This is a genomic window from Paenibacillus shirakamiensis (assembly GCF_017874255.1).
GTDB lineage: Bacteria > Bacillota > Bacilli > Paenibacillales > Paenibacillaceae > Fontibacillus > Fontibacillus shirakamiensis.
On sequence record NZ_JAGGLD010000001.1, the window covers coordinates 86,986 to 105,371 of the forward strand.

At 43.5% G+C, this 18,386-nt stretch carries 16 protein-coding genes; 11 read left to right on the plus strand and 5 right to left on the minus strand.

Annotation, left to right across the window (positions count from 1 at the left end):
• Nucleotides 1-74 precede the first annotated feature (74 nt).
• The 5 genes from glcT to J2Z69_RS00400 all read left to right on the plus strand — a co-directional run bounded on the left by glcT (nucleotide 75) and on the right by J2Z69_RS00400 (nucleotide 7,115).
• On the plus strand, nucleotides 75-932 hold the full coding sequence (gene glcT / locus J2Z69_RS00380; protein ID WP_281069356.1) for a glucose PTS transporter transcription antiterminator GlcT: 858 nt from the start codon (nucleotides 75-77) through the stop codon (nucleotides 930-932).
• A 236-nt stretch (nucleotides 933-1,168) separates the two neighbouring features.
• The gene (ptsG, locus tag J2Z69_RS00385; RefSeq protein WP_209858188.1) at nucleotides 1,169-3,334 is read left to right on the plus strand and encodes a glucose-specific PTS transporter subunit IIBC; all 2,166 of its coding nucleotides are present in this window, start codon (nucleotides 1,169-1,171) and stop codon (nucleotides 3,332-3,334) included.
• Between the two features lie 82 nt (nucleotides 3,335-3,416).
• Nucleotides 3,417-3,692: an HPr family phosphocarrier protein gene (locus J2Z69_RS00390; protein ID WP_209858190.1), complete on the plus strand. Its 276-nt coding sequence runs from the start codon at nucleotides 3,417-3,419 to the stop codon at nucleotides 3,690-3,692.
• Nucleotides 3,685-5,397, plus strand: a complete 1,713-nt coding sequence (gene ptsP / locus J2Z69_RS00395; protein ID WP_209858192.1) for a phosphoenolpyruvate--protein phosphotransferase — start codon at nucleotides 3,685-3,687, stop codon at nucleotides 5,395-5,397. The genes J2Z69_RS00390 and ptsP overlap by 8 nt, the downstream gene beginning before the upstream one ends.
• A gap of 161 nt (nucleotides 5,398-5,558) precedes the next feature.
• Complete coding sequence (locus J2Z69_RS00400; protein WP_209858194.1) at nucleotides 5,559-7,115, plus strand: Ppx/GppA family phosphatase; 1,557 nt, start codon at nucleotides 5,559-5,561, stop codon at nucleotides 7,113-7,115.
• On the opposite strand, the gene ppk1 is transcribed toward J2Z69_RS00400, so the two are convergent.
• On the minus strand, nucleotides 7,075-9,168 hold the full coding sequence (ppk1, locus tag J2Z69_RS00405; protein WP_209858195.1) for a polyphosphate kinase 1: 2,094 nt from the start codon (nucleotides 9,166-9,168) through the stop codon (nucleotides 7,075-7,077). The two genes, J2Z69_RS00400 and ppk1, sit on opposite strands and share 41 nt — an antisense overlap.
• Before the next feature lie 324 nt (nucleotides 9,169-9,492).
• Here ppk1 and J2Z69_RS00410 point away from each other — a divergent pair, with 324 nt between their 5' ends.
• The 4 genes from J2Z69_RS00410 to J2Z69_RS00425 all read left to right on the plus strand — a co-directional run bounded on the left by J2Z69_RS00410 (nucleotide 9,493) and on the right by J2Z69_RS00425 (nucleotide 13,542).
• A complete protein-coding gene (locus tag J2Z69_RS00410; protein WP_209858197.1) occupies nucleotides 9,493-10,119 on the plus strand; it encodes a 50S ribosomal protein L25 in 627 nt (208 codons plus the stop codon).
• 177 nt (nucleotides 10,120-10,296) lie between these two features.
• On the plus strand, nucleotides 10,297-12,123 hold the full coding sequence (locus J2Z69_RS00415; protein WP_209858198.1) for a WIAG-tail domain: 1,827 nt from the start codon (nucleotides 10,297-10,299) through the stop codon (nucleotides 12,121-12,123).
• Nucleotides 12,124-12,405: 282 nt separating this feature from the next.
• The gene (locus J2Z69_RS00420) at nucleotides 12,406-13,053 is read left to right on the plus strand and encodes a DsbA family protein (protein WP_245338900.1); all 648 of its coding nucleotides are present in this window, start codon (nucleotides 12,406-12,408) and stop codon (nucleotides 13,051-13,053) included.
• A 3-nt stretch (nucleotides 13,054-13,056) separates the two neighbouring features.
• Nucleotides 13,057-13,542 carry a disulfide oxidoreductase gene (locus tag J2Z69_RS00425; protein ID WP_209858199.1) on the plus strand — a complete coding sequence of 162 codons (486 nt, stop codon included), beginning with the start codon at nucleotides 13,057-13,059 and terminating at the stop codon, nucleotides 13,540-13,542.
• A gap of 337 nt (nucleotides 13,543-13,879) precedes the next feature.
• On the opposite strand, the gene J2Z69_RS00430 is transcribed toward J2Z69_RS00425, so the two are convergent.
• The gene (locus J2Z69_RS00430) at nucleotides 13,880-14,185 is read right to left on the minus strand and encodes a hypothetical protein (protein WP_209858200.1); all 306 of its coding nucleotides are present in this window, start codon (nucleotides 14,183-14,185) and stop codon (nucleotides 13,880-13,882) included.
• 494 nt (nucleotides 14,186-14,679) lie between these two features.
• Between J2Z69_RS00430 and J2Z69_RS00435 the strand changes: the two genes are divergently transcribed.
• Together J2Z69_RS00435 and J2Z69_RS00440 are read left to right on the plus strand one after the other, a co-directional pair.
• The gene (locus J2Z69_RS00435) at nucleotides 14,680-15,174 is read left to right on the plus strand and encodes a zinc ribbon domain-containing protein (RefSeq protein WP_209858201.1); all 495 of its coding nucleotides are present in this window, start codon (nucleotides 14,680-14,682) and stop codon (nucleotides 15,172-15,174) included.
• Nucleotides 15,171-15,587, plus strand: coding sequence for a hypothetical protein (locus J2Z69_RS00440; RefSeq protein WP_209858203.1), 417 nt, complete (start codon nucleotides 15,171-15,173; stop codon nucleotides 15,585-15,587). Before J2Z69_RS00435 ends, J2Z69_RS00440 begins: the two co-directional genes overlap by 4 nt.
• 293 nt (nucleotides 15,588-15,880) lie before the next feature.
• On the opposite strand, the gene J2Z69_RS00445 is transcribed toward J2Z69_RS00440, so the two are convergent.
• The 3 genes from J2Z69_RS00445 to J2Z69_RS00455 all read right to left on the minus strand — a co-directional run bounded on the left by J2Z69_RS00445 (nucleotide 15,881) and on the right by J2Z69_RS00455 (nucleotide 18,369).
• Nucleotides 15,881-16,531 (minus strand): peptide-methionine (S)-S-oxide reductase MsrA, encoded by a 651-nt coding sequence (locus J2Z69_RS00445; protein WP_245338901.1) that lies wholly within the window; start codon nucleotides 16,529-16,531, stop codon nucleotides 15,881-15,883.
• 71 nt (nucleotides 16,532-16,602) lie between these two features.
• Entirely contained in the window at nucleotides 16,603-17,577 is a 975-nt protein-coding gene (locus tag J2Z69_RS00450; protein ID WP_209858205.1) for an electron transfer flavoprotein subunit alpha/FixB family protein, read from the minus strand.
• A gap of 24 nt (nucleotides 17,578-17,601) precedes the next feature.
• Entirely contained in the window at nucleotides 17,602-18,369 is a 768-nt protein-coding gene (locus J2Z69_RS00455) for an electron transfer flavoprotein subunit beta/FixA family protein (protein ID WP_209858206.1), read from the minus strand.
• Nucleotides 18,370-18,386: the final 17 nt, after the last annotated feature.

Sequence of the window (18,386 nt, forward strand, 5' to 3'; positions counted from 1 at the left end):
GGTTGACTAGAAAGATTATAATTAGCCTATAAGCTATGAACCCTTTCATGGCAACGGGTAGAGAGGTGCACATATTGAGTAGTATAGTGGTAGGTAAAGTGTTGAATAACAATGTCATCATTGCCCAGCATCCAGATCAAGGGGAAGTGGTGGTCATTGGTAAAGGTATCGGATTCAATCGAAAAGCAGGGGAGAGTATTCCTAGCCATTCGGTTGAGAAGATGTTTTTTCTGAAAAACATACAAGAACAAGAACAATATAAGCAGCTTCTTCCTCAAGTGGATGAACAATTAATTGAAGTTATCAACGAAGTGATCCTTTATATTAGTTCCAAGATCGATCAGAAATTAAATGAGCATATTCACATTGCTCTTACAGATCATATTGCGTTTGCCATCAAGCGACTAGAGCAGAATATCGTGATTCACAATCCATTTTTATTCGAGACGAAGGAAATCTATCCGCTGGAATATGATCTAGCTCAATATGCAATTAAGTTGATACACAAGAAGCTTGGGATTGACTTGGGGCAAGATGAGATTGGATTCATTGCCCTGCATATTCATAGCTCCTTAACGAATCAACATATTACGGACGTCAAGATGCATTCGGAACTGATTGTAGACTTAGTTCAGATGATCGAGACTCGCTTAGCTATTCAGCTTGAACGTAGTTCTTTAGACTATGCTCGGTTACTTACGCACCTCAGATTCGCTATAGAACGGGTACGTAAAGGAGATAAAGTCAGTGAACCGGACAAGCTGGCTGCAATTTTGCGTCAGGAATATCCGAGTCTATATCATCTTGCTATGGAATTAACACAAATGATGGAAGCGCGTCTACAGAAGCCTGTATATCAAGCAGAGACATCCTATCTAACGATGCATTTACACCGGGTTGTTCCGGAGGGGGATTTGACAGAGAAATCCTAAAAATTTACACGTTCTGGAAAGTGTTGCACTGCGCTTTAGGAGAATGCTATAATCCATTTATAGGCATGCGAATTAAATAAGTGTACATCAAATGTGTAACTGATTCGATCAGGCATGAGTTGATGAGAGGAATTTGATTGTATTTTCACTTGGCGGGGTATTATATCCCTAACGAGGAAATACATAAATTACTTTCGAGCTCATGCCTTTTTTGTGCTCCTTGAGGAGGATTTGTAATGTTTAAGAGGTTTTTCGGTGTTCTCCAAAGAGTAGGTAAGGCTTTGATGACTCCGGTTGCGATTCTTCCAGCTGCAGGCCTGCTTCTGGGAATTGGGAACATGTTAATTAGTGAGGACTTCTTGAAATTAGTACCATTCCTTAATAATTCAGGTGTGCATGCCGTAGCATTTGTACTCATGAATGCAGGACAAATTGTTTTTGATAACTTGTCGCTCCTATTTGCAGTGGGGGTAGCGATAGGATTAGCTGGAGGAGAAGGCGTAGCCGCTTTGGCAGCCATTGTCGGATTCCTAGTTATGAATATCACGATGAGTGGTGTCATCGGTGTAACCCCTGCGATGGTTGGTCAAAATCAAGCGTATGCTAGTGTGCTCGGTATACCGACACTGGCTACAGGCGTCTTCGGTGGTATTATTGTCGGGATTTTAGCCGCATCCATGTACAATCGCTTCTTCAGAATTGAGTTACCTTCTTACTTAGGCTTTTTTGCAGGAAAGCGGTTCGTTCCCATTATGACGGCGGCCACTTCCCTTTTGCTTGGGTTGATTATGGTTATTGTGTGGCCCCCGATTCAGCATGGACTGAATTACTTGTCTCACAACATGATTGATACCAACAAAACACTGGCAGCATTTATCTTTGGTGTTGTCGAGCGATCTTTGATTCCATTTGGTCTCCATCATATTTTCTATTCGCCATTCTGGTTCGAATTCGGAGAATATACAAGCAAGGCAGGGCAAGTGATTCGAGGAGATCAGCATATCTTTATGCAACAATTACGTGATGGCGTGCCATTCACTGCCGGTACATTTATGACAGGTAAATTCCCGTTCATGATGTTCGGACTTCCTGCTGCGGCGCTAGCGATTTATCATGAAGCCCGCCCAGAACATAAGAAGTATATTGCAGGGATTATGGGTTCTGCGGCACTGACATCTTTCTTAACTGGTATTACAGAGCCGATAGAGTTCTCCTTCTTATTCGTAGCTCCTATCTTGTTCGCCGTTCACTGTGTGTTCGCAGGTCTTTCCTTTATGACCATGTACATACTGAACGTGAAGATCGGGATGACGTTCTCGGGTGGATTAATTGATTATTTAATCTTCGGTGTCATTCCTAACCGAACGCCGTGGTACTTAGTAATTGTGGTAGGTCTTGTGTTCGCGGTTATTTATTACTTTGGATTCCGCTTTATTATCCGTAAGTTCAATCTGAAGACTCCGGGTCGCGAAGATCCTACAGATGAAGCAGAGGATAACCAAGCTCCAAGGGGTAAAGTTACGAATGATGAATTACCTGGTAATATTCTAGCGGCTCTTGGAGGTCAGGCGAATATTACTCATCTGGATGCTTGTATTACAAGACTTCGTGTAGAGGTTAAGGATAAAGGTCAAGTGAAGAAAGATCGTCTCAAATCACTAGGTGCTTCCGGTGTACTCGAAGTCGGTAACAACGTACAAGCGATTTTCGGGACACGTTCAGATACAATTAAGAGTCAGATTCAAGACATCATTAGTGGCAAGACGCCTACAGTAAAAGTCCCTTCTGCTGAAGAAGTAGCAGAGACAATTCCAGAAGTAGGTACTCCGGGTTCGGATTCAGTAGTATTGAAGAAAGATGAACTCAATCAAGATACAGCTAAAGTAAATGCGGGAACTAAGCCAGCCGAGGCGGAACAAGAAGCTGCGCAAGACGGAGATGCTCTAATTAAAGAAGACATTGTCGCTCCTGCGAATGGTGAATTGCTGCCGATTACCGAAGTACCCGATCCTGTATTTGCTGAGAAAATGACGGGTGATGGATTTGCATTCTTACCTTCGGATGGCACCATTGGGTCGCCCGTATACGGCAAAGTATTCAATGTCTTCCCAACCAAACATGCGATTGGTATCATGTCAGACGGCGGTAAGGAAGTACTCGTTCATATTGGTGTGAATACGGTTAAGCTGAAAGGTCAAGGATTTAATGTCTTGATCAAAGAAGGAGACTTAGTCTCCGCAGGGCAACCGATCATGGAAGTGGATTTAGATTATGTGAAAGCCCATGCACCTTCAATCATTTCACCGATCATCTTCTCTAACTTACCGGAAGGCTCAGAGGTGACGCTCCTCACACCAGGCACGACGAAGCGAGGCCAAGGCGACATCATTGAGATCAAATAATTGTTTTTATCCGAGGTAACTTACCTCATCTATATAGCTAACAACAATCCAAATTATAAGAAGAAAGCGAGATGTTTGAATTATGCAAAAGAACTTTAAAATCGTTGATGAAGATGGAATCCACGCACGCCCAGCTACAGCTTTGGTAAATACAGCTAATAAATTTAAAGGTGCTGAATCATTTGCTGAAGCAAATGGTAAAAAAGTTACACTAAAATCCATTCTAGGTGTTCTTTCTCTGGGCCTTGAACAAGGAGATTCCATTGTTCTTTCTTCCGAAGGGGAAGAAGCAGAAGCTGCATTGAACGCTTTGTCTGAAGTTATGGTTAATGAAGGGCTAGGCGAAATCAATGGTTAAATTGGAGGGTATTGCCGCATCTGCGGGCGTGGCGATAGCTCCTGCTTTCAAGCTTGAACACCCTGATTACACCGTGACGAAGCGGGATATTCAAGATATTCCCGCTGAAATCGCAAAGTTGGACGAGGCGCTTGCCAAATCTCAACAGGAACTTGAAAGTATCAAGGAACGTACACGCCAGGAGCTAGGAGATAAGAAGGCTGAGATTTTTGAGTCTCATTTGCTTATTTTGAATGACCCCGAGTTGATTAATCCCGTTCGAGATAAAATTACGGAAGATTCCATAAACGCAGAGTATGCCTTGAATGAGACGGCTGCTCAGTTCATCTCGATGTTCGAAAATATGAAGAGCGCTTATCTTCAAGAAAGAGCGGCGGATATGCGGGACGTTACAAAGCGTATTTTGACGCATCTTCTAGGACTAACTTATGTGAATCCCGCAGAGATCGATAAAGAAGTGATCGTGATCGCTGAAGATTTGACTCCATCGGATACAGCGCAACTGAACCGTAAATACGTTCTAGGTTTCACCACGAACATCGGTGGGCGTACGTCCCACTCCGCCATTATGGCTCGTTCCCTTGAAATTCCTGCGGTAGTAGGAACTAAAGAAGTCGTAGCCAAAGTAAATAACGGCGATTTGATTATCGTGGATGGTCTGGATGGTAAGGTTATCATTAATCCGACCGAAGAGTTACTAGAACAATACAAGCACAAGCAGAAGGTGTACCAAGAGCAGCGGGCAGAATGGAACAAGCTACGTGATGAGCATACCGTTTCCAAAGATGGTGTGCATGTAGAGCTTGCAGCCAACATTGGTACGCCGAACGATGTACAAGGGATTCTGGATAATGGCGGCGAAGGCGTAGGTCTTTACCGTACAGAGTTCCTCTATATGGGCCGGGACAAACTTCCGAGTGAAGAAATTCAGTTCAATGCCTACAAGACGGTACTTGAGCGTATGGAAGGTAAGCCGGTCGTAGTGCGTACCCTGGATATCGGTGGAGATAAAGAGCTTCCTTATTTAGATCTTCCGAAAGAAATGAATCCCTTCTTAGGGTTCCGTGCCATCCGTCTCTGCTTGGATCGTACAGATATTTTCCGTACCCAGCTTCGTGCTTTGCTTCGTGCAAGTGTGTATGGTAACTTGCGAATTATGTTCCCTATGATTGCCACTTTGGATGAATTCCGAAATGCGAAGGGTTTGCTTCAGGAAGAACAAGCGAAGCTTGCTTCTGAAGGTATAGAGGTCTCCGATAGTATCCAGCTCGGTATCATGGTTGAAATTCCGTCCACGGCCATTATTGCGGATCAGTTTGCCAAAGAAGTTGATTTCTTCAGTATTGGAACGAATGACCTTATTCAATATACGATGGCTGCTGACCGGATGAATGAACGTGTATCTTATCTGTATCAACCTTATAACCCAGCCATTCTACGTCTGGTAAAAATGGTTATTGATGCAGCCCACAAAGAAGGCCGCTGGGCCGGAATGTGCGGAGAGATGGCGGGCGACACTACGGCCATTCCATTGTTATTAGGTCTTGGACTGGATGAGTTCAGTATGAGTGCAACGTCCATACTTCCAGCCCGTTCTTTAATTTCGAAATTGTCCAAAGCGGACATGCAAGAACTTGCTGCGAAAGCACTGGATATGCAGACGAATGACCAAGTTATCGCTTTGGTGAATAGTCTCGACGTATAGTCATTTGGGTTCTGTACGTTTTCTTTTTCCAATTCATATTAGGTCTATGCCTAACCGGTATCCTTGGGATATCGGTCTTTTTTTTGCAATTTGAATGGGTGGACGTTTATTTTTGGGCGCTAATGGGCTAAAGTGGTAGAAGATAAAGGAGTGGTAAATCCATGAAAAGCACCTTGAGCAACATCGGCATTATTGATATTGGGTCGAACTCCATTCGGGTAGTTGTCTATGAAATCTCACCGGAAGGTTTCTATAGAGTGATATTGGAGTCCAAGGAGTCTGCCCGTCTAAGTGAAAAAATAGATTTATCTGGATCGATGACCCAAGAAGGGATTCTATCCATCGTACCGGTTTTGCGCGAATTCAAAAACATATGTGATGCTTATCAATGTAGTTCGGTTCGATGCGCCGCAACGGCAGCGATTCGGAATGCTGTCAATGCAACAGAAATTGTAGAGATGCTAGATGAGAGAACAGGACTTGCGATTGAGCTTTTATCTGGTGAAGAAGAAGCATATTATGGATTCCTCGGCGTGGCTCATGGTATGCCGATTGAGAATGGCTTCATTATTGATATTGGAGGGGGAAGTACAGAGATTACGCTGTACCGCAATCGGGAGCTGCAAAAGAGTGTCTCTTTACCCATTGGAGCCGTGAATTCTAATGCGAGATTTGGTCCAGCGGATCGGACGAAATGGTCTGAAGAAAGTATTCATGAATTATGTAAGGATGTAGGAACGCATCTTAAAGAGCATGCTTGGATTAAGGAACATGCAGGACTTCCCATGATCGGGCTTGGAGGAACGATCCGTTCTTTAGGGAAGCTCGACCAACGCCGCAATAAATATCCTCTTCCCATGACGCATCACTATGTCATCCGAGACGAGGATGTCGATCATTATGCTGAACTGCTTCCTTCTCTTTCTGTGGAGCAGCGTAAGCGACTGAATGGTCTTTCCAAAAATCGTGTGGACTTAATTGTGCCGGGCGTGCTTATTTTCCATACGGTTCTGAAATATTTGAAATCAGAAGTATGCATGATTAGCGGTACGGGGCTGCGGGAAGGATTGCTTCAAGATCGAATAGGAGTGCAGCTCCCGCGAGCGAAGGATGTAATTAAGGGTCAAGTGAATGGTCTGCTGGCCTTCCACTCTTCCTCACCTAGAGTTCATCTGGACCAAGTGCATACATTAGCGCAGGGCATTCTTCGTTCGTTGGTGTCCGAATTAAAGGAAGAAGATGAGGAGGCTGAACTGGAGCGACTCATCTATGTATCTTCTATGCTTTACCGAATTGGTAGCTCACTTTGGTATCATCAATATGAGAAGCATACATTTTATTGGTTGTTGAATGCTCCGCTTGGAGCGTTAACTCACCGAGAGGTAGTCATGATTGCACTCATCGCTGAATACCGCGCGGCCAAAGGGAAGCAGCTCAGTACCGATCAGTACCAAGAACACATTATAACAGATGAAGATGCAGTGTGGATTCCGAAGCTCAGTACGCTTCTCCAGTTAGCTATTGCCTTGGACGTGACTGAGACGCAGCCTGTTGTTCGTCTAGAAGCAGAGCAGAAGGACGGAGTTCTCCTTTTAAAATTAAAATGCCGCGCCCAACCCTTTGTGGAACTCAAAGAGCTGGAAGCGGCAGCCAAACATTTTCAAAAGGTATGGGACATTAAATTGAAGTGGGAGATTGATCCTTCTTCCACATCTTAATATCCATCGCAGCAAATTGACTGCGGCAAGACGGGAGGTCGTTCGCGATGCTCTCGTATTTGCCGTTTGGCATAAGCTGCTTTGCTTTTACATTATCTTCAAGGGATAAACGAAGAATCTGAATCACGATGCTGCGGGCTCTCTCGTCATAGACGGGACACATTAATTCAATACGCCGTGTAAGATTACGGGTCATCCAATCGGCACTCGATAGCCAGATTTCGGGTTGTCCCCCGTTCTCAAAGTAATAAATACGTGAGTGCTCTAAGAAGCGGTCTACAATACTTCGAACGGTGATCCGTTCACTTAAATTCTCAACGCCTGGCCGCAAGCAACATACACCACGAATAATCAAGTCGATATAGACTCCTTGCTGGGAAGCCGCATACAGATCATCGACAATATCTTGGCTTGATAAAGAGTTCATTTTAGCTATGATTCGAGAAGGTCTGCCGGCCTTAGCATGTTCAGTCTCTCTATCGATTAGCTCTTCAAGTTTGGTTCGCATATTGTCTGGTGCGAGTGTGATTGCTTGCCAATCTTGTACAGCGGAGTAGCCTGTCATGAGATTAAATAATTCGGAAGCATCCTCACCAATTGCTGGGTGCGTCGTAAATAGCCCAATGTCCGTGTAAAGGCGTGCTGTACTGTCGTTATAATTTCCTGTGCCAACATGAACATAGCGTTTCAGGTCTTTACCTTCTTGACGGACAATCAAAAGAATTTTGGCATGTGTCTTAAGCCCAACGAGCCCGTAGACGACATGACAGCCTGCTTTTTCCAGCTTACGCGCCCAAGCAATATTCCGTTCCTCATCGAAGCGTGCTTTAAGTTCGACCACAACCGTTACCTGCTTGCCTGACTCCGCAGCATCCGCTAGTGCTTGAATGAGCGGAGAATTTCCACTTACCCGGTACAGCGTCATCTTGATCGCCATAACTTGAACGTCTTCAGAGGCCTGCACGATGAAATCTGTGAGCGCATCAAAACATTCATAAGGGTGATACATGAGTACGTCCCGTTCTCTCAGCACTTCGAAGAAATCATCATGCCCCTCGAACTCCCGAGGATACGGTGGATCATCTTGAGGGTAACGAAGTTTGGGATTGCCTTTTACTGCTCCTGTAAAATGGCGCAAGAAGGTAAGATCTAGCGGGCCATCTATTTCAAAGATAGCATCTGGGATTTCAAATTCCTCTTGCAGAAGCTCCAAGGCATATGGATGGAATCCTTTCTGCACTTCCAACCGAACAGGCGCACCCCAGCGGCGCTTGCGTAGTTCTTTCTCAATCTCTTCTAGTAGATCTTCTGCACCTTCTTCATCAATGGTCAAATCCGCATTCCGGGTTACTCTGAATTCGTGAACAGCAAGTGGAATGTAGCCACTAAATAAGGTCTGAATATGATGCTTGATCAATTCTTCAATTAAGATGTAAGCCTGCTTCTTACTATTGGAATGCAGGGGAAGCTTAACGAAGCGCGCTAAATTCGAAGGAATTTGTACAATAGCGAAATAGGGTTCCTCCTCGGGACGGTCACCTTCCTTTTTCAAGACGACAGCCAGATAGACGAACTGTGTGTGAACTAGGGGGAAAGGACGACTCTGATCCACGGCCATAGGCGTTAGAACTGGGAAGATAATATCATGATAATAGGATTCCATAGATTTACACTGAGTAGCATTCAGATCGTCGTATTTAAGAAGCTGGATATGTTCTTTGACGAGAAGTCTCGAAATTTCTCTGTATGTGCGATACTGAGCGCTGACCATTTTATCTACTCTACTAATCAATCGCTTGTACAAGCCCGCAGGAGTGTATCCTGTGAAATCCTTTTTGCTATACCCTGCACGAATCTGGTCCTGAATGCCAGCTACACGTACACTCATGAATTCATCTAAATTGCTGGAGACGATCGACAAAAATTTGGCTCTTTCTAAAAGAGGAGTAAGGGGGTCTTGGGCTTCTTGCAGTACGCGCCAGTTGAATTCAATCCAACTCAAGTCTCGGTTGAGATAACGTGAACCCGTGTCTTTCATTTCTACTTGTGTCATATATAACAACCTTTCACATCGATTCAGTCTGTGGACGAGCGCTATCCTTATCATTTTACTCTGATGTAGAGAATTGAAAAGCCGACTTTTGTAATCTCTATGTAAAAATTACGACGGCATGTAAGGTTTTTTTACTTTCTAAATATTTTTTACCCAAAAGTGAAAGCATCTAGATCTTTTTGGGTACATAATAAATAAGGAATTTGCTTCGTAGGTGGCTTAAACTTCTTAAATAAGTAAAAGCTAGAAGTAAATCGTAGTCTTTGTGTCAGTTTGCGAAGGATGAATTTTAGGCCTTGGCAAAACTTTGAGGAGGGTAATCAGATGTCAGAACATAATGTGAAATTAAATGCAGAGAAAAGAAACGGTAAATCGAATAGCTCTATGCGTCAACTAAGACAAGAAGGTCGCGTTCCAGGCGTAGTATATGGTACGGAGATGGAAAGCGTATCTCTTCATGTAGATGCAAAGGAATTGGCTAAAGTCGCTCGGACAGGCCGTTCTGAGTTCTTCCAGCTTACCATTGCTGGTGGCGAAAGCTTCCCAGCTTTGATCAAGGATGTTCAACAACAACAAGGTAAAATCCTTCACGTTGACTTCCAACATGTATCTAAAAATAAATCGATCCGCGTAAATGTACCTCTTCATTATAACGGAACAGCAGAAGGTACAAAATCAGGCGGGATGCTTGAAATTTCTGAGAATCAAGTAGAAGTGGAAGGTCTTCCAGATGCATTGCCAGCGGGCATTGATATCGATGTAACGCCTTTCGATAATGGTCATAAGTTGACAGCAGCAGAACTTGTTCTTCCAGAAGGCGTAAATTTAGTTACTCCAGATGACACTCTTCTTGCTTCTGTAGTGATCCCACGTGCGGTTGAACTTCCAGAAGAGACAGAAGAAGCTGAAAGTGCTGAGGCTTCCAATGAAGCGGAGTCCACTAAAGAATAAGAAACCCACGGGTTATAGATTTATTAAGCAAGCGGTACAAGGGATTATCCTTGTCCGCTTGTTTTTTTGTGTGGAAGGCAATGAGATATTTTCTTTGATGGTTAGAGAACGGGTGGCACTCGCCTATCTTCCTGCATAGAATGCCTCTAATAGAGGTATGTAGAAAGGAGCGATGACTTGAAGAAGGGAAGAACAAGTAAGACGTTGAGGAGCAAGTCTAAAGCTTACCGTAACGAGAATCCGAACTTAAATGAATTACGGCTTATAGATCAGGAGAACAATCGACGTGCTCGTCAGGCGGAGGTCAGAATTGCTCAAGCAGAGGTATCTATAGATGAACGGAATCAGGCGGAAAGTAAGTTTGCGGATGAGGGGGATGAGCAGCTGGGAGTATTGTTACGTCAAGTTAAGAGCGATGAGTCTGAATTAAACGCAGCATCTACTTTGACTAAGGAACAACAGAAAAGTACTGTAGGTACTTCAGATAAACTGCCCCCAGTAAGTCGCCTCTATGTGCAGCCTGAATCTTTTGGGCAAAAAGATGATGAAGAAGAAGCTACCATGTTAACTCATTCCGAAACTTGCGAGCTACGTAGGGATAGCGAAGAAATCAACAGTATAGATGAACCTAAAGGGTCAGCTGGAACCGCTTGGCTTGCAGATTACGCCGTAACCACCATGAATATTGCAGACCGTGCAATTGTCGGCTCTAAAGTTCAATTGAATTCCTTAACCGGGGAACATTTGGAGGATAATTCAATATCCGCCGAAAAGCTGAAAGATCAATCGATACGGAGTGAAAAACTTGCAGAGGGTTCCATCCACTCGCAGCATCTAAGCCCAGCCATTATTCATAGCGATTCTCTGCAAGATCAGGCGGTTACCTCTACAAAAATCCACAAAAAAGCGATCATCTCTGATCATCTTGCCGAGGGCTGTATTCAGCCGGAGCATCTGGCTTCCCAAGCGATTCGTCAACAGCATATTGGTCATGGGAGTATTGGGCATAAGGAAATTAGTCATGGAGAGATACTAGGTGCACATCTAGCAGATCGAAGCGTGAATGCAGCTAAAATTGCAGATAAATCTATCAGTACTGTGCACTTAATTGATCAGAGTGTTACTTCGGGGAAGTTGGCTCATCAAAGTGTGGTAGCCAATAAAGTGGCAGATGAAGCAATTATCTCACGTCATATAGCAACCGGCAGTGTGAATACGGAACATTTAGCCCTCCAAGCTATTACCAGTGAGATTCTGGCTAACGATGCGGTCCAGTCCATCCATGTGGCCGAAGAATCGATTGCTGAACATCATCTACAGGATCACGCAGTGACAAGTCTCAAGCTCTCCACGGAGAGCATACATCATCAACACCTTGCTCCAGGCAGTGTGAGATCCAAGACGATTGGGGAAGGTGCCGTGCAATCGGCTCATCTAGCACCGAATGCTGTGAATTTCACTCATCTTCAAGCAGAGTCTATCTATGAATATCATGTTGCTGCAGGGGCTGTTGGCGAAGCGACATTGCACGATCAAGCGGTCACTTCTGCTAAAATTGCCGAGGGAGCTGTTCAGAGCATCCATCTAGCTGCTTCTAGTGTCCAATCGCATCATGTTGCACAAGAGGCGATAACCGGAGATCTTTTGTCTAGTGCATGCATTGAGCCTAAGCACCTGACTTTCCCTGCTGTGAGAACAGAGAAGGGCCAACCTACATTTCAGCAATGCGGAATTGTTCCGTTCTCCTCTACTCAAGGAGAAGCTAGCATTCAGGTGGTAGTGGAGTTCGAGCAACCGTTCGTAGATGCGAACTATGTTATGGTAGCTACAAGTAACCATGTTGCATGGCGAGTATCTCTTAAGGAAAAAACACCTCAGTCAGCGGTTTTTGTATCGGTACGAAATGAAGTAGTGTACTCTAGCGATCAAGGAACGGATGAGCCAGGTATGGTGGATGAAGTCATCATCAACTGGATTGCCATCGGCCGTGCGCAGGGAGCATAAAATTTAAGATTGGGCACTTGGTGCCTGATCTTTTTTTCAATAATATGATAGCGGTTACAAAAGGACTATACCTGAAGTCCTAGCGAAGTTCATTCTTACTCCTGCTTATGAATATCTCGCAAGGAAGTTGGCTTAGCTTAACTTGACGAACGCTTCCAAGTTAACATAAAATTGGGGCAGGTTACTTATAGAAAAGAGGGGATTACACTGCCACCTAAGCCACAGAATAATGTCTATGCTCAGAGCAAAAGGGAACAAGCTATCCGCAAAAAAAGAATGAAGATGTTGATCTGGATCACATCCGTTGTCGTACTGATTGTACTCATCTCAGCTGTATTCAGTTACAAACCGAAGGATAAGTCCAGCACTACGACACAATCATTTCCTTACGACCAATTACCAGTTCTAGGTAACAAGGATGCCAAGGTCAAGATCGTGGAGTTCGGTGATTATCAATGTCCTTCGTGTAAGCGCTTTGTAGATACTGTGAAGCCTGAGATTCAAAAGGATTTTCTTGATAAAGGAACGGCGGCGTTTTATTTCATGAACTTTGCCTTTATAGGTGAGGAATCTACGCGCGCCGCTTTAGCAGCCCAATCGGTCTATCATCAGAATAACGGGGCGTTCTGGACCTACTATGAAGCTTTGTACCGTGAGCAAAATGAAAAAGAAAATGGCGGGAAGCTCACCACGGATTACCTAGTGAACCTAGCTAAGCAAGAGAAGCTCCCTATCGATTATGATAAGTTGAAGCAAGATATCGAAAAGGCGGCATATCAAAAAGAATTAGATGAGCATACAGCAAAGACCAATGAGCTTAAAATTCAATACTCCCCTACTATTTATGTGAATGGCTTGCAGTATACTGGGAACTATCTCGATTATAATAGTCTGAAGACGATGATTAATAAAGCTGCAGAAGGAGAGTAGGGAATGAATCAGAGAACGGAACGTTCATTTGTACAAGAGTATGGATTATATTTAGCCTGGCTTGTTGCTATTATAGCTACAGCTAGCAGTCTATTTCTTAGCGAAGTGATGCTGTTTGAGCCTTGTCGGTTGTGCTGGTTCCAGCGTATATTCATGTATCCATTAGTATTATGGCTTGGCATCGCAGCTTACCGCAATGACCGTTCCATTATCCGATATGCACTCCCAATGAGTATCATCGGAGGGTGTATCTCTATTTATCATTATGCGGAGCAAAAGATTCCGGCTTTCGCTAAGCTTTTACCCTGTAAAGTAGGTGTACCCTGCAATGCAGATTACTTAGATTGGTTCGGTTTCATTACAATTCCATTGTTAGCTCTGATTGCCTTTGCTCTCATTACGATCTTTTTGTTTGTGGCTAGACGCGGAGAAGATCCGGATCTAGATATGGATGAGGAGGAAGGAATAAATCGGGAATGGGTGAGGTAACCTTAGATAGACCCAATGAATTAATGAAGAGGTTTAAGTATTGGTTATAAAAGTATCACTGATTGCTGATAACGTTAGTTTTTTAAAGAAAAGTATGAACTCATAAAATTTAGATCTAATAAGTATAAGTTATAATTTAAAAGAAATGTAGATCAAAAAAAGGTTGAGCGGCTATGTTAGCTGCTCAACCTTTTTTGATCTACATCTTTTATGTTACATCTTTTATGTTACATCTTTTATGTTACATCTTTTGTGTTACATCTTTTGTGTTGCATTTTCTGAGAGGGGAGAAATTAAACATGGCCGACACGATGCAATAAAGGGTCATCTGCGAAGGTTAGTCCGTCAGATGAAATCTATCAATCTGTTCCCAGACTTCTTCTTGCCTGAGGATCTCTCTTTGTCTTCTTCCCATAAGATCAAAATGTGGAAAGGGTGGTCGAAGATGAATATATTTAGGATTAAGCTGATGCTTTTGACACCACTGTGTGAGTTTCGTGAGATCAGAGCAACCTACCTTGGTTACGGTTGTGATGTCTGGAAAGCGTGAATCATACCAAAAATGCGTGAGATAAGCGATCTCTCCATCAGCCACGCTTGCTTTCCACGCTTTAAGTTCGGAACGTTGAATGCCAAATGCCATATCGATCATCCCTAATCTGAGTAGTGCTTTTATTATACCAAGTAAACTGTAGAATTACACGAGACATCAAGGTATAAAGGCAACAAGATAAAAAGGTATAAAGGTTTAAAAGTATAACAGTATAACAGTATAACAGTATAACAGTATAACAGTATAACAGTATAACAGTATAACAGTATAACAGACTTCAAAGAAAAAGCTGGAGACAAACTGAAGCAGAAAGTGTCTGTCGTTCGCTTTATGGCATGAAAAAAACATAAAATATAAATAAATATAAAAGGCATAAAGCATAGGAAAATGTTTCAGAAGCAAAAAAATCATAGAATTTACTAAAAGCACAAAAAGCACAAAAAGCACAAAAAGCTCAAAAGTCCAGTGAGTCTAGGGTAATTGGGGGAGAATCAGGCTTTTTGTTTCAATTAGTTGAGCGATAGGTAAATCTATGAAGAGATACCGAATATGTCGAATCATGTTATAAAAGGGAGTGTATGACGATGAGTTTTTTTGATAAATTTAAAGCAGGAGTGACGGAAGCCGGGAATAAGGCAAAACTGCTTGTAGAGATCAATCGAATTAAGTTACAGAATAAAGATCTGAAAGATCAAATGAATCAACATTTCGAAGATATCGGCCGTCTGGTCTATGATAAATTTGGTCCAGATCAGCATCAAAATTCGGAAAGAGGAGACATCTCCAATGCTGGAATGAATGTGATTTTTAATAAAATCCGTGCATTGAAGCAGGAGATCGAGCAGAATACATTACATATACAGAACTTACAGGATCACAAAACGTGTAAAAAATGTGGAGCAGAGATGCCTGCTGAAGCCAAATTCTGCACAGCCTGTGGAGCGACTTTCGAGATCAGTCACAATAGCGAAGTGGATTATGACCTGGATGATAGTAAGGAACAATCTAAACAGCACGGCCATGCTGCTAGAATATCCGATACAGATGAGCAGTCCTCTACGCGGGAGGAGCCTAAATGAATCAATTCTCTGTGGTCAGGCGGGAAATTCGTGCATGGTTGGAACAGTTCAAAATCTATTACATTCTCAAACCTTATGAACTGCACTTACTATTCGGTGGGCTTGGCATTATGCTGCTGTTTATATTTTTAAAATTCATTCTGCCTTACACCGCCTATCCATCCTTAGATATCTTCTTCATTGACCTGCCTCTCTATGAGCTAGGTCGTCTAGCATTCTGGGTCGGTGTGTGGGGTTCACTCGTCTCCTCAAATGTAAAATATCTTCCCTATGCGCTGTGGATCTACGCTCTTATCGGACTGCTAGAATATCCGAATATTACGCTGTCTACGCTAGTACCAGCTATCGTCTTTGCTATATTGGGCTATGCATTGATGCAGTATACCGCAAAATCAGGAGCGCGGGAACTATAGGAAAAGATATAGATGAGTTACAGCACAAGGTACTCTAAATAGGCTATAGGATAAGAGACTATTAATGAGATATAGAATAAGATACTATTAATGAGATATAGAATAAGATACTCTGAATGACATAAAATGAGACATCCTATATGATCTAAGAGTGAGATAATCTTACAATGACATGGAAAACAATTTTTACAACGAAATGAATCACAAGTATACCCGTTCTTTCTAGCATCACAAATTAACAAGGAGGGACTTACACAGCTATAACAAGCTGTGTAAGTCCCTCCTTGTTTGCATTACCATTTAATCGACTTGATTAAGTACACCCTTCTCTCGCGTTCTTCCAAGGGCAAAGGCCATTGCTCGATCTCAGCGATGATGCGTTCACGATTGGTGAAGCCTTTAGCTAATCCATTTAATCGGGCGGCTAAGGTCGAATCTGTAAGACGATCTAAGCTAGGATAGAGTTCCAGCATAGTAGCGAGTGCATCAGGAAAGCGTTTGAGATAGTATTTCTGGTGTCTTTCTTCTGCTAGTTCAAAACCTTCATAGGGAAGGACTTCTGTGGCAGGTTCATCATGGCCCTGTTGCAGTCGTTCATGAATGACGTGTGAGCTAACTTCTTGTTGATAATCATCTCTATAGAATAGGAGGGATTGATATTGGCGTCCTTTGTAATCATTAATGTTCAAAGGTTGATGCGAATTCCAGAACAGATGGATCAGTGATTTCAAAGAAATGATCTCAGGATCATAGTCGATCTCAAGCGATTCGGAGTGATCCCCCATATTGCGGTAAGTAGGAAGAGGTGTAGTCCCTCCTGCATAACCTGTACGTGTACGAACTACACCGGGGAGATGCCCGAATAAGGCATCTGGGGACCAAAAACATCCCATAGCTAACGTAATCGTCTCAGTTCGGGGAAGCATGTGTTCAGGAAATTGCATGAGCCAGATAGCCTCCTGTTCATCTAAGTATAATTGTATACATTATACCCCAAACCGAGTCCGAGATTAGATTAGACGAGTACCTTTTTGAACTCTTGAGTGAGTAGAGGTACAACATCGAACAAATCACCAACGATGCCGTAGTCTGCTACTTTGAATATTGGAGCTTCGGGGTCTTTATTTATTGCAATAATGACGCGAGATTGGCTCATGCCGGCCAAATGCTGAATCGCTCCGCTAATGCCGCATGCGATATAAATCTCAGGTGTTACGACTTTTCCTGTCTGACCAATCTGAAGGGCATAATCACAGTAACCTGCATCGCAAGCTCCCCGTGAGGCACCTACGGCACCCTGTAATACTTCGGCCAGTTCTTCCAGTGGCTTGAAGCCATCTGCACTTTTCACGCCTCGTCCACCAGATACAACAAACTTAGCTTCGGTCAGGTCTACTTTCCCGGAGGTTTTGCGAATGACATCTTTGATAATGGATCGTAGATCTGCTTTGGGTGTAAATTCAAGCTCCACAATATCTCCAGGGGTAGGGACGGTTGCTGCGGCACTAATATTGTTAGGGCGAATGGTAATAACTTGGGGGCCCTCTAAGAACTGCTTGGTCTCAAAAGCTTTGCCTGCATAGAGAGGGCGCGTATATATAGCTTTGCCATCTTCCTTAGCGATAGAGATGACATCAGAGATTTGCCCGCCGTGCAGACGAGAAGCGACAGCAGGGGCAAGATCACGACCTATAGCTGTATGACCCAGTAGAATGACTTCGGGATTCACTTTATCCATTACGATCTGAAGCGCATCTAGATACAGTTCTGGATGATAGGTCTCGAGTTCTGGACGATCGATAACGTAGACACTTCCCTGAGTATACCCGGCGAGTTCGCTTGCAAGGGGAGTGATTTGAGATCCAATTAAGGCCACTGCCACAAGATCATCCTGATTCTTGATTTGGGACACAGCTTGAAGCGCTTCCAAGGTGACTTGACGCAAGCTTCCACCACGAACTTCTGCAACTACCAAATAAGTCTGGCTCATATGTGAAATCCTCCTTTTATCTACTTAGATTAATTTGGCTTCCGTACGAAGCAGTTGAACTAATGAAGCGGCCTGCTGTGCTGGATCTCCTTGAATCATTTGACCTGCTTTGCGTGCAGGAGGCAACGTGAGTGAGAGACGCTGAGTTTTGGCAGTAATATCGGCTAGGCTAAGTCCCACATCATCCAGCGTAAGGTTCTGGAACGGCTTTTTCTTCGCTTTCATAATGCCAGGAAGAGAGGGATATCTAGGTTCATTCAGACCCTGCTGCGCTGTAAAGACGGCAGGAAGCGTCACTTCAGAAGTCTCTGTATCTCCTTCCGCATCACGAAGGACCTTGGCCTTGCCGGACTCCACATCAAGTTTCGTTATAGAGGAAATGTGAGGAATACCAAGAAGCTGGGCTAGCCGAACGGCTACCTGTCCGCCGCCAGTATCCACGGAGAAATTACCCCCAAGAATCAGATCATAGGATTGATTGCTTAGGAATGCTGCTAATACACGAGATATGCTGTATTCATCCGCTGGAATGCGATCATCGTTCATAAGAACGGCATCGTCTGCTCCCATCGCAAGTGCAGTACGAAGCGCCTCTGCTGTGCGATCAGGTCCTACAGAGATGACGGTGATGTTGCCGCCGTGAATATCCTTTTGACGAAGTGCTTCTTCCACAGCATATTCATCATAAGGATTGACTACATATTTCACCCCATCATCGGAGACTTCCCCGTTCTGAATCACGATTCTTTCTTCCGTGTCAAATGTTTGCTTCAACAATACATAGATATTCATGTGCCAAGCTCCCCTCT

Coding starts and splice junctions, on each gene's coding strand:
- J2Z69_RS00410 (WP_209858197.1), top strand. CDS start 9,493: ATGTCAGAACATAATGTGAAATTAAATGCAGAGAAAAGAAACGGTAAA.
- ptsG (WP_209858188.1), top strand. CDS start 1,169: ATGTTTAAGAGGTTTTTCGGTGTTCTCCAAAGAGTAGGTAAGGCTTTG.
- J2Z69_RS00420 (WP_245338900.1), top strand. CDS start 12,406: ATGTTGATCTGGATCACATCCGTTGTCGTACTGATTGTACTCATCTCA.
- J2Z69_RS00425 (WP_209858199.1), top strand. CDS start 13,057: ATGAATCAGAGAACGGAACGTTCATTTGTACAAGAGTATGGATTATAT.
- J2Z69_RS00390 (WP_209858190.1), top strand. CDS start 3,417: ATGCAAAAGAACTTTAAAATCGTTGATGAAGATGGAATCCACGCACGC.
- J2Z69_RS00455 (WP_209858206.1), bottom strand. CDS start 18,369: ATGAATATCTATGTATTGTTGAAGCAAACATTTGACACGGAAGAAAGA.
- J2Z69_RS00400 (WP_209858194.1), top strand. CDS start 5,559: ATGAAAAGCACCTTGAGCAACATCGGCATTATTGATATTGGGTCGAAC.
- J2Z69_RS00435 (WP_209858201.1), top strand. CDS start 14,680: ATGAGTTTTTTTGATAAATTTAAAGCAGGAGTGACGGAAGCCGGGAAT.
- J2Z69_RS00440 (WP_209858203.1), top strand. CDS start 15,171: ATGAATCAATTCTCTGTGGTCAGGCGGGAAATTCGTGCATGGTTGGAA.
- ptsP (WP_209858192.1), top strand. CDS start 3,685: ATGGTTAAATTGGAGGGTATTGCCGCATCTGCGGGCGTGGCGATAGCT.
- J2Z69_RS00450 (WP_209858205.1), bottom strand. CDS start 17,577: ATGAGCCAGACTTATTTGGTAGTTGCAGAAGTTCGTGGTGGAAGCTTG.
- ppk1 (WP_209858195.1), bottom strand. CDS start 9,168: ATGACACAAGTAGAAATGAAAGACACGGGTTCACGTTATCTCAACCGA.
- J2Z69_RS00445 (WP_245338901.1), bottom strand. CDS start 16,531: ATGCAATTTCCTGAACACATGCTTCCCCGAACTGAGACGATTACGTTA.
- J2Z69_RS00430 (WP_209858200.1), bottom strand. CDS start 14,185: ATGGCATTTGGCATTCAACGTTCCGAACTTAAAGCGTGGAAAGCAAGC.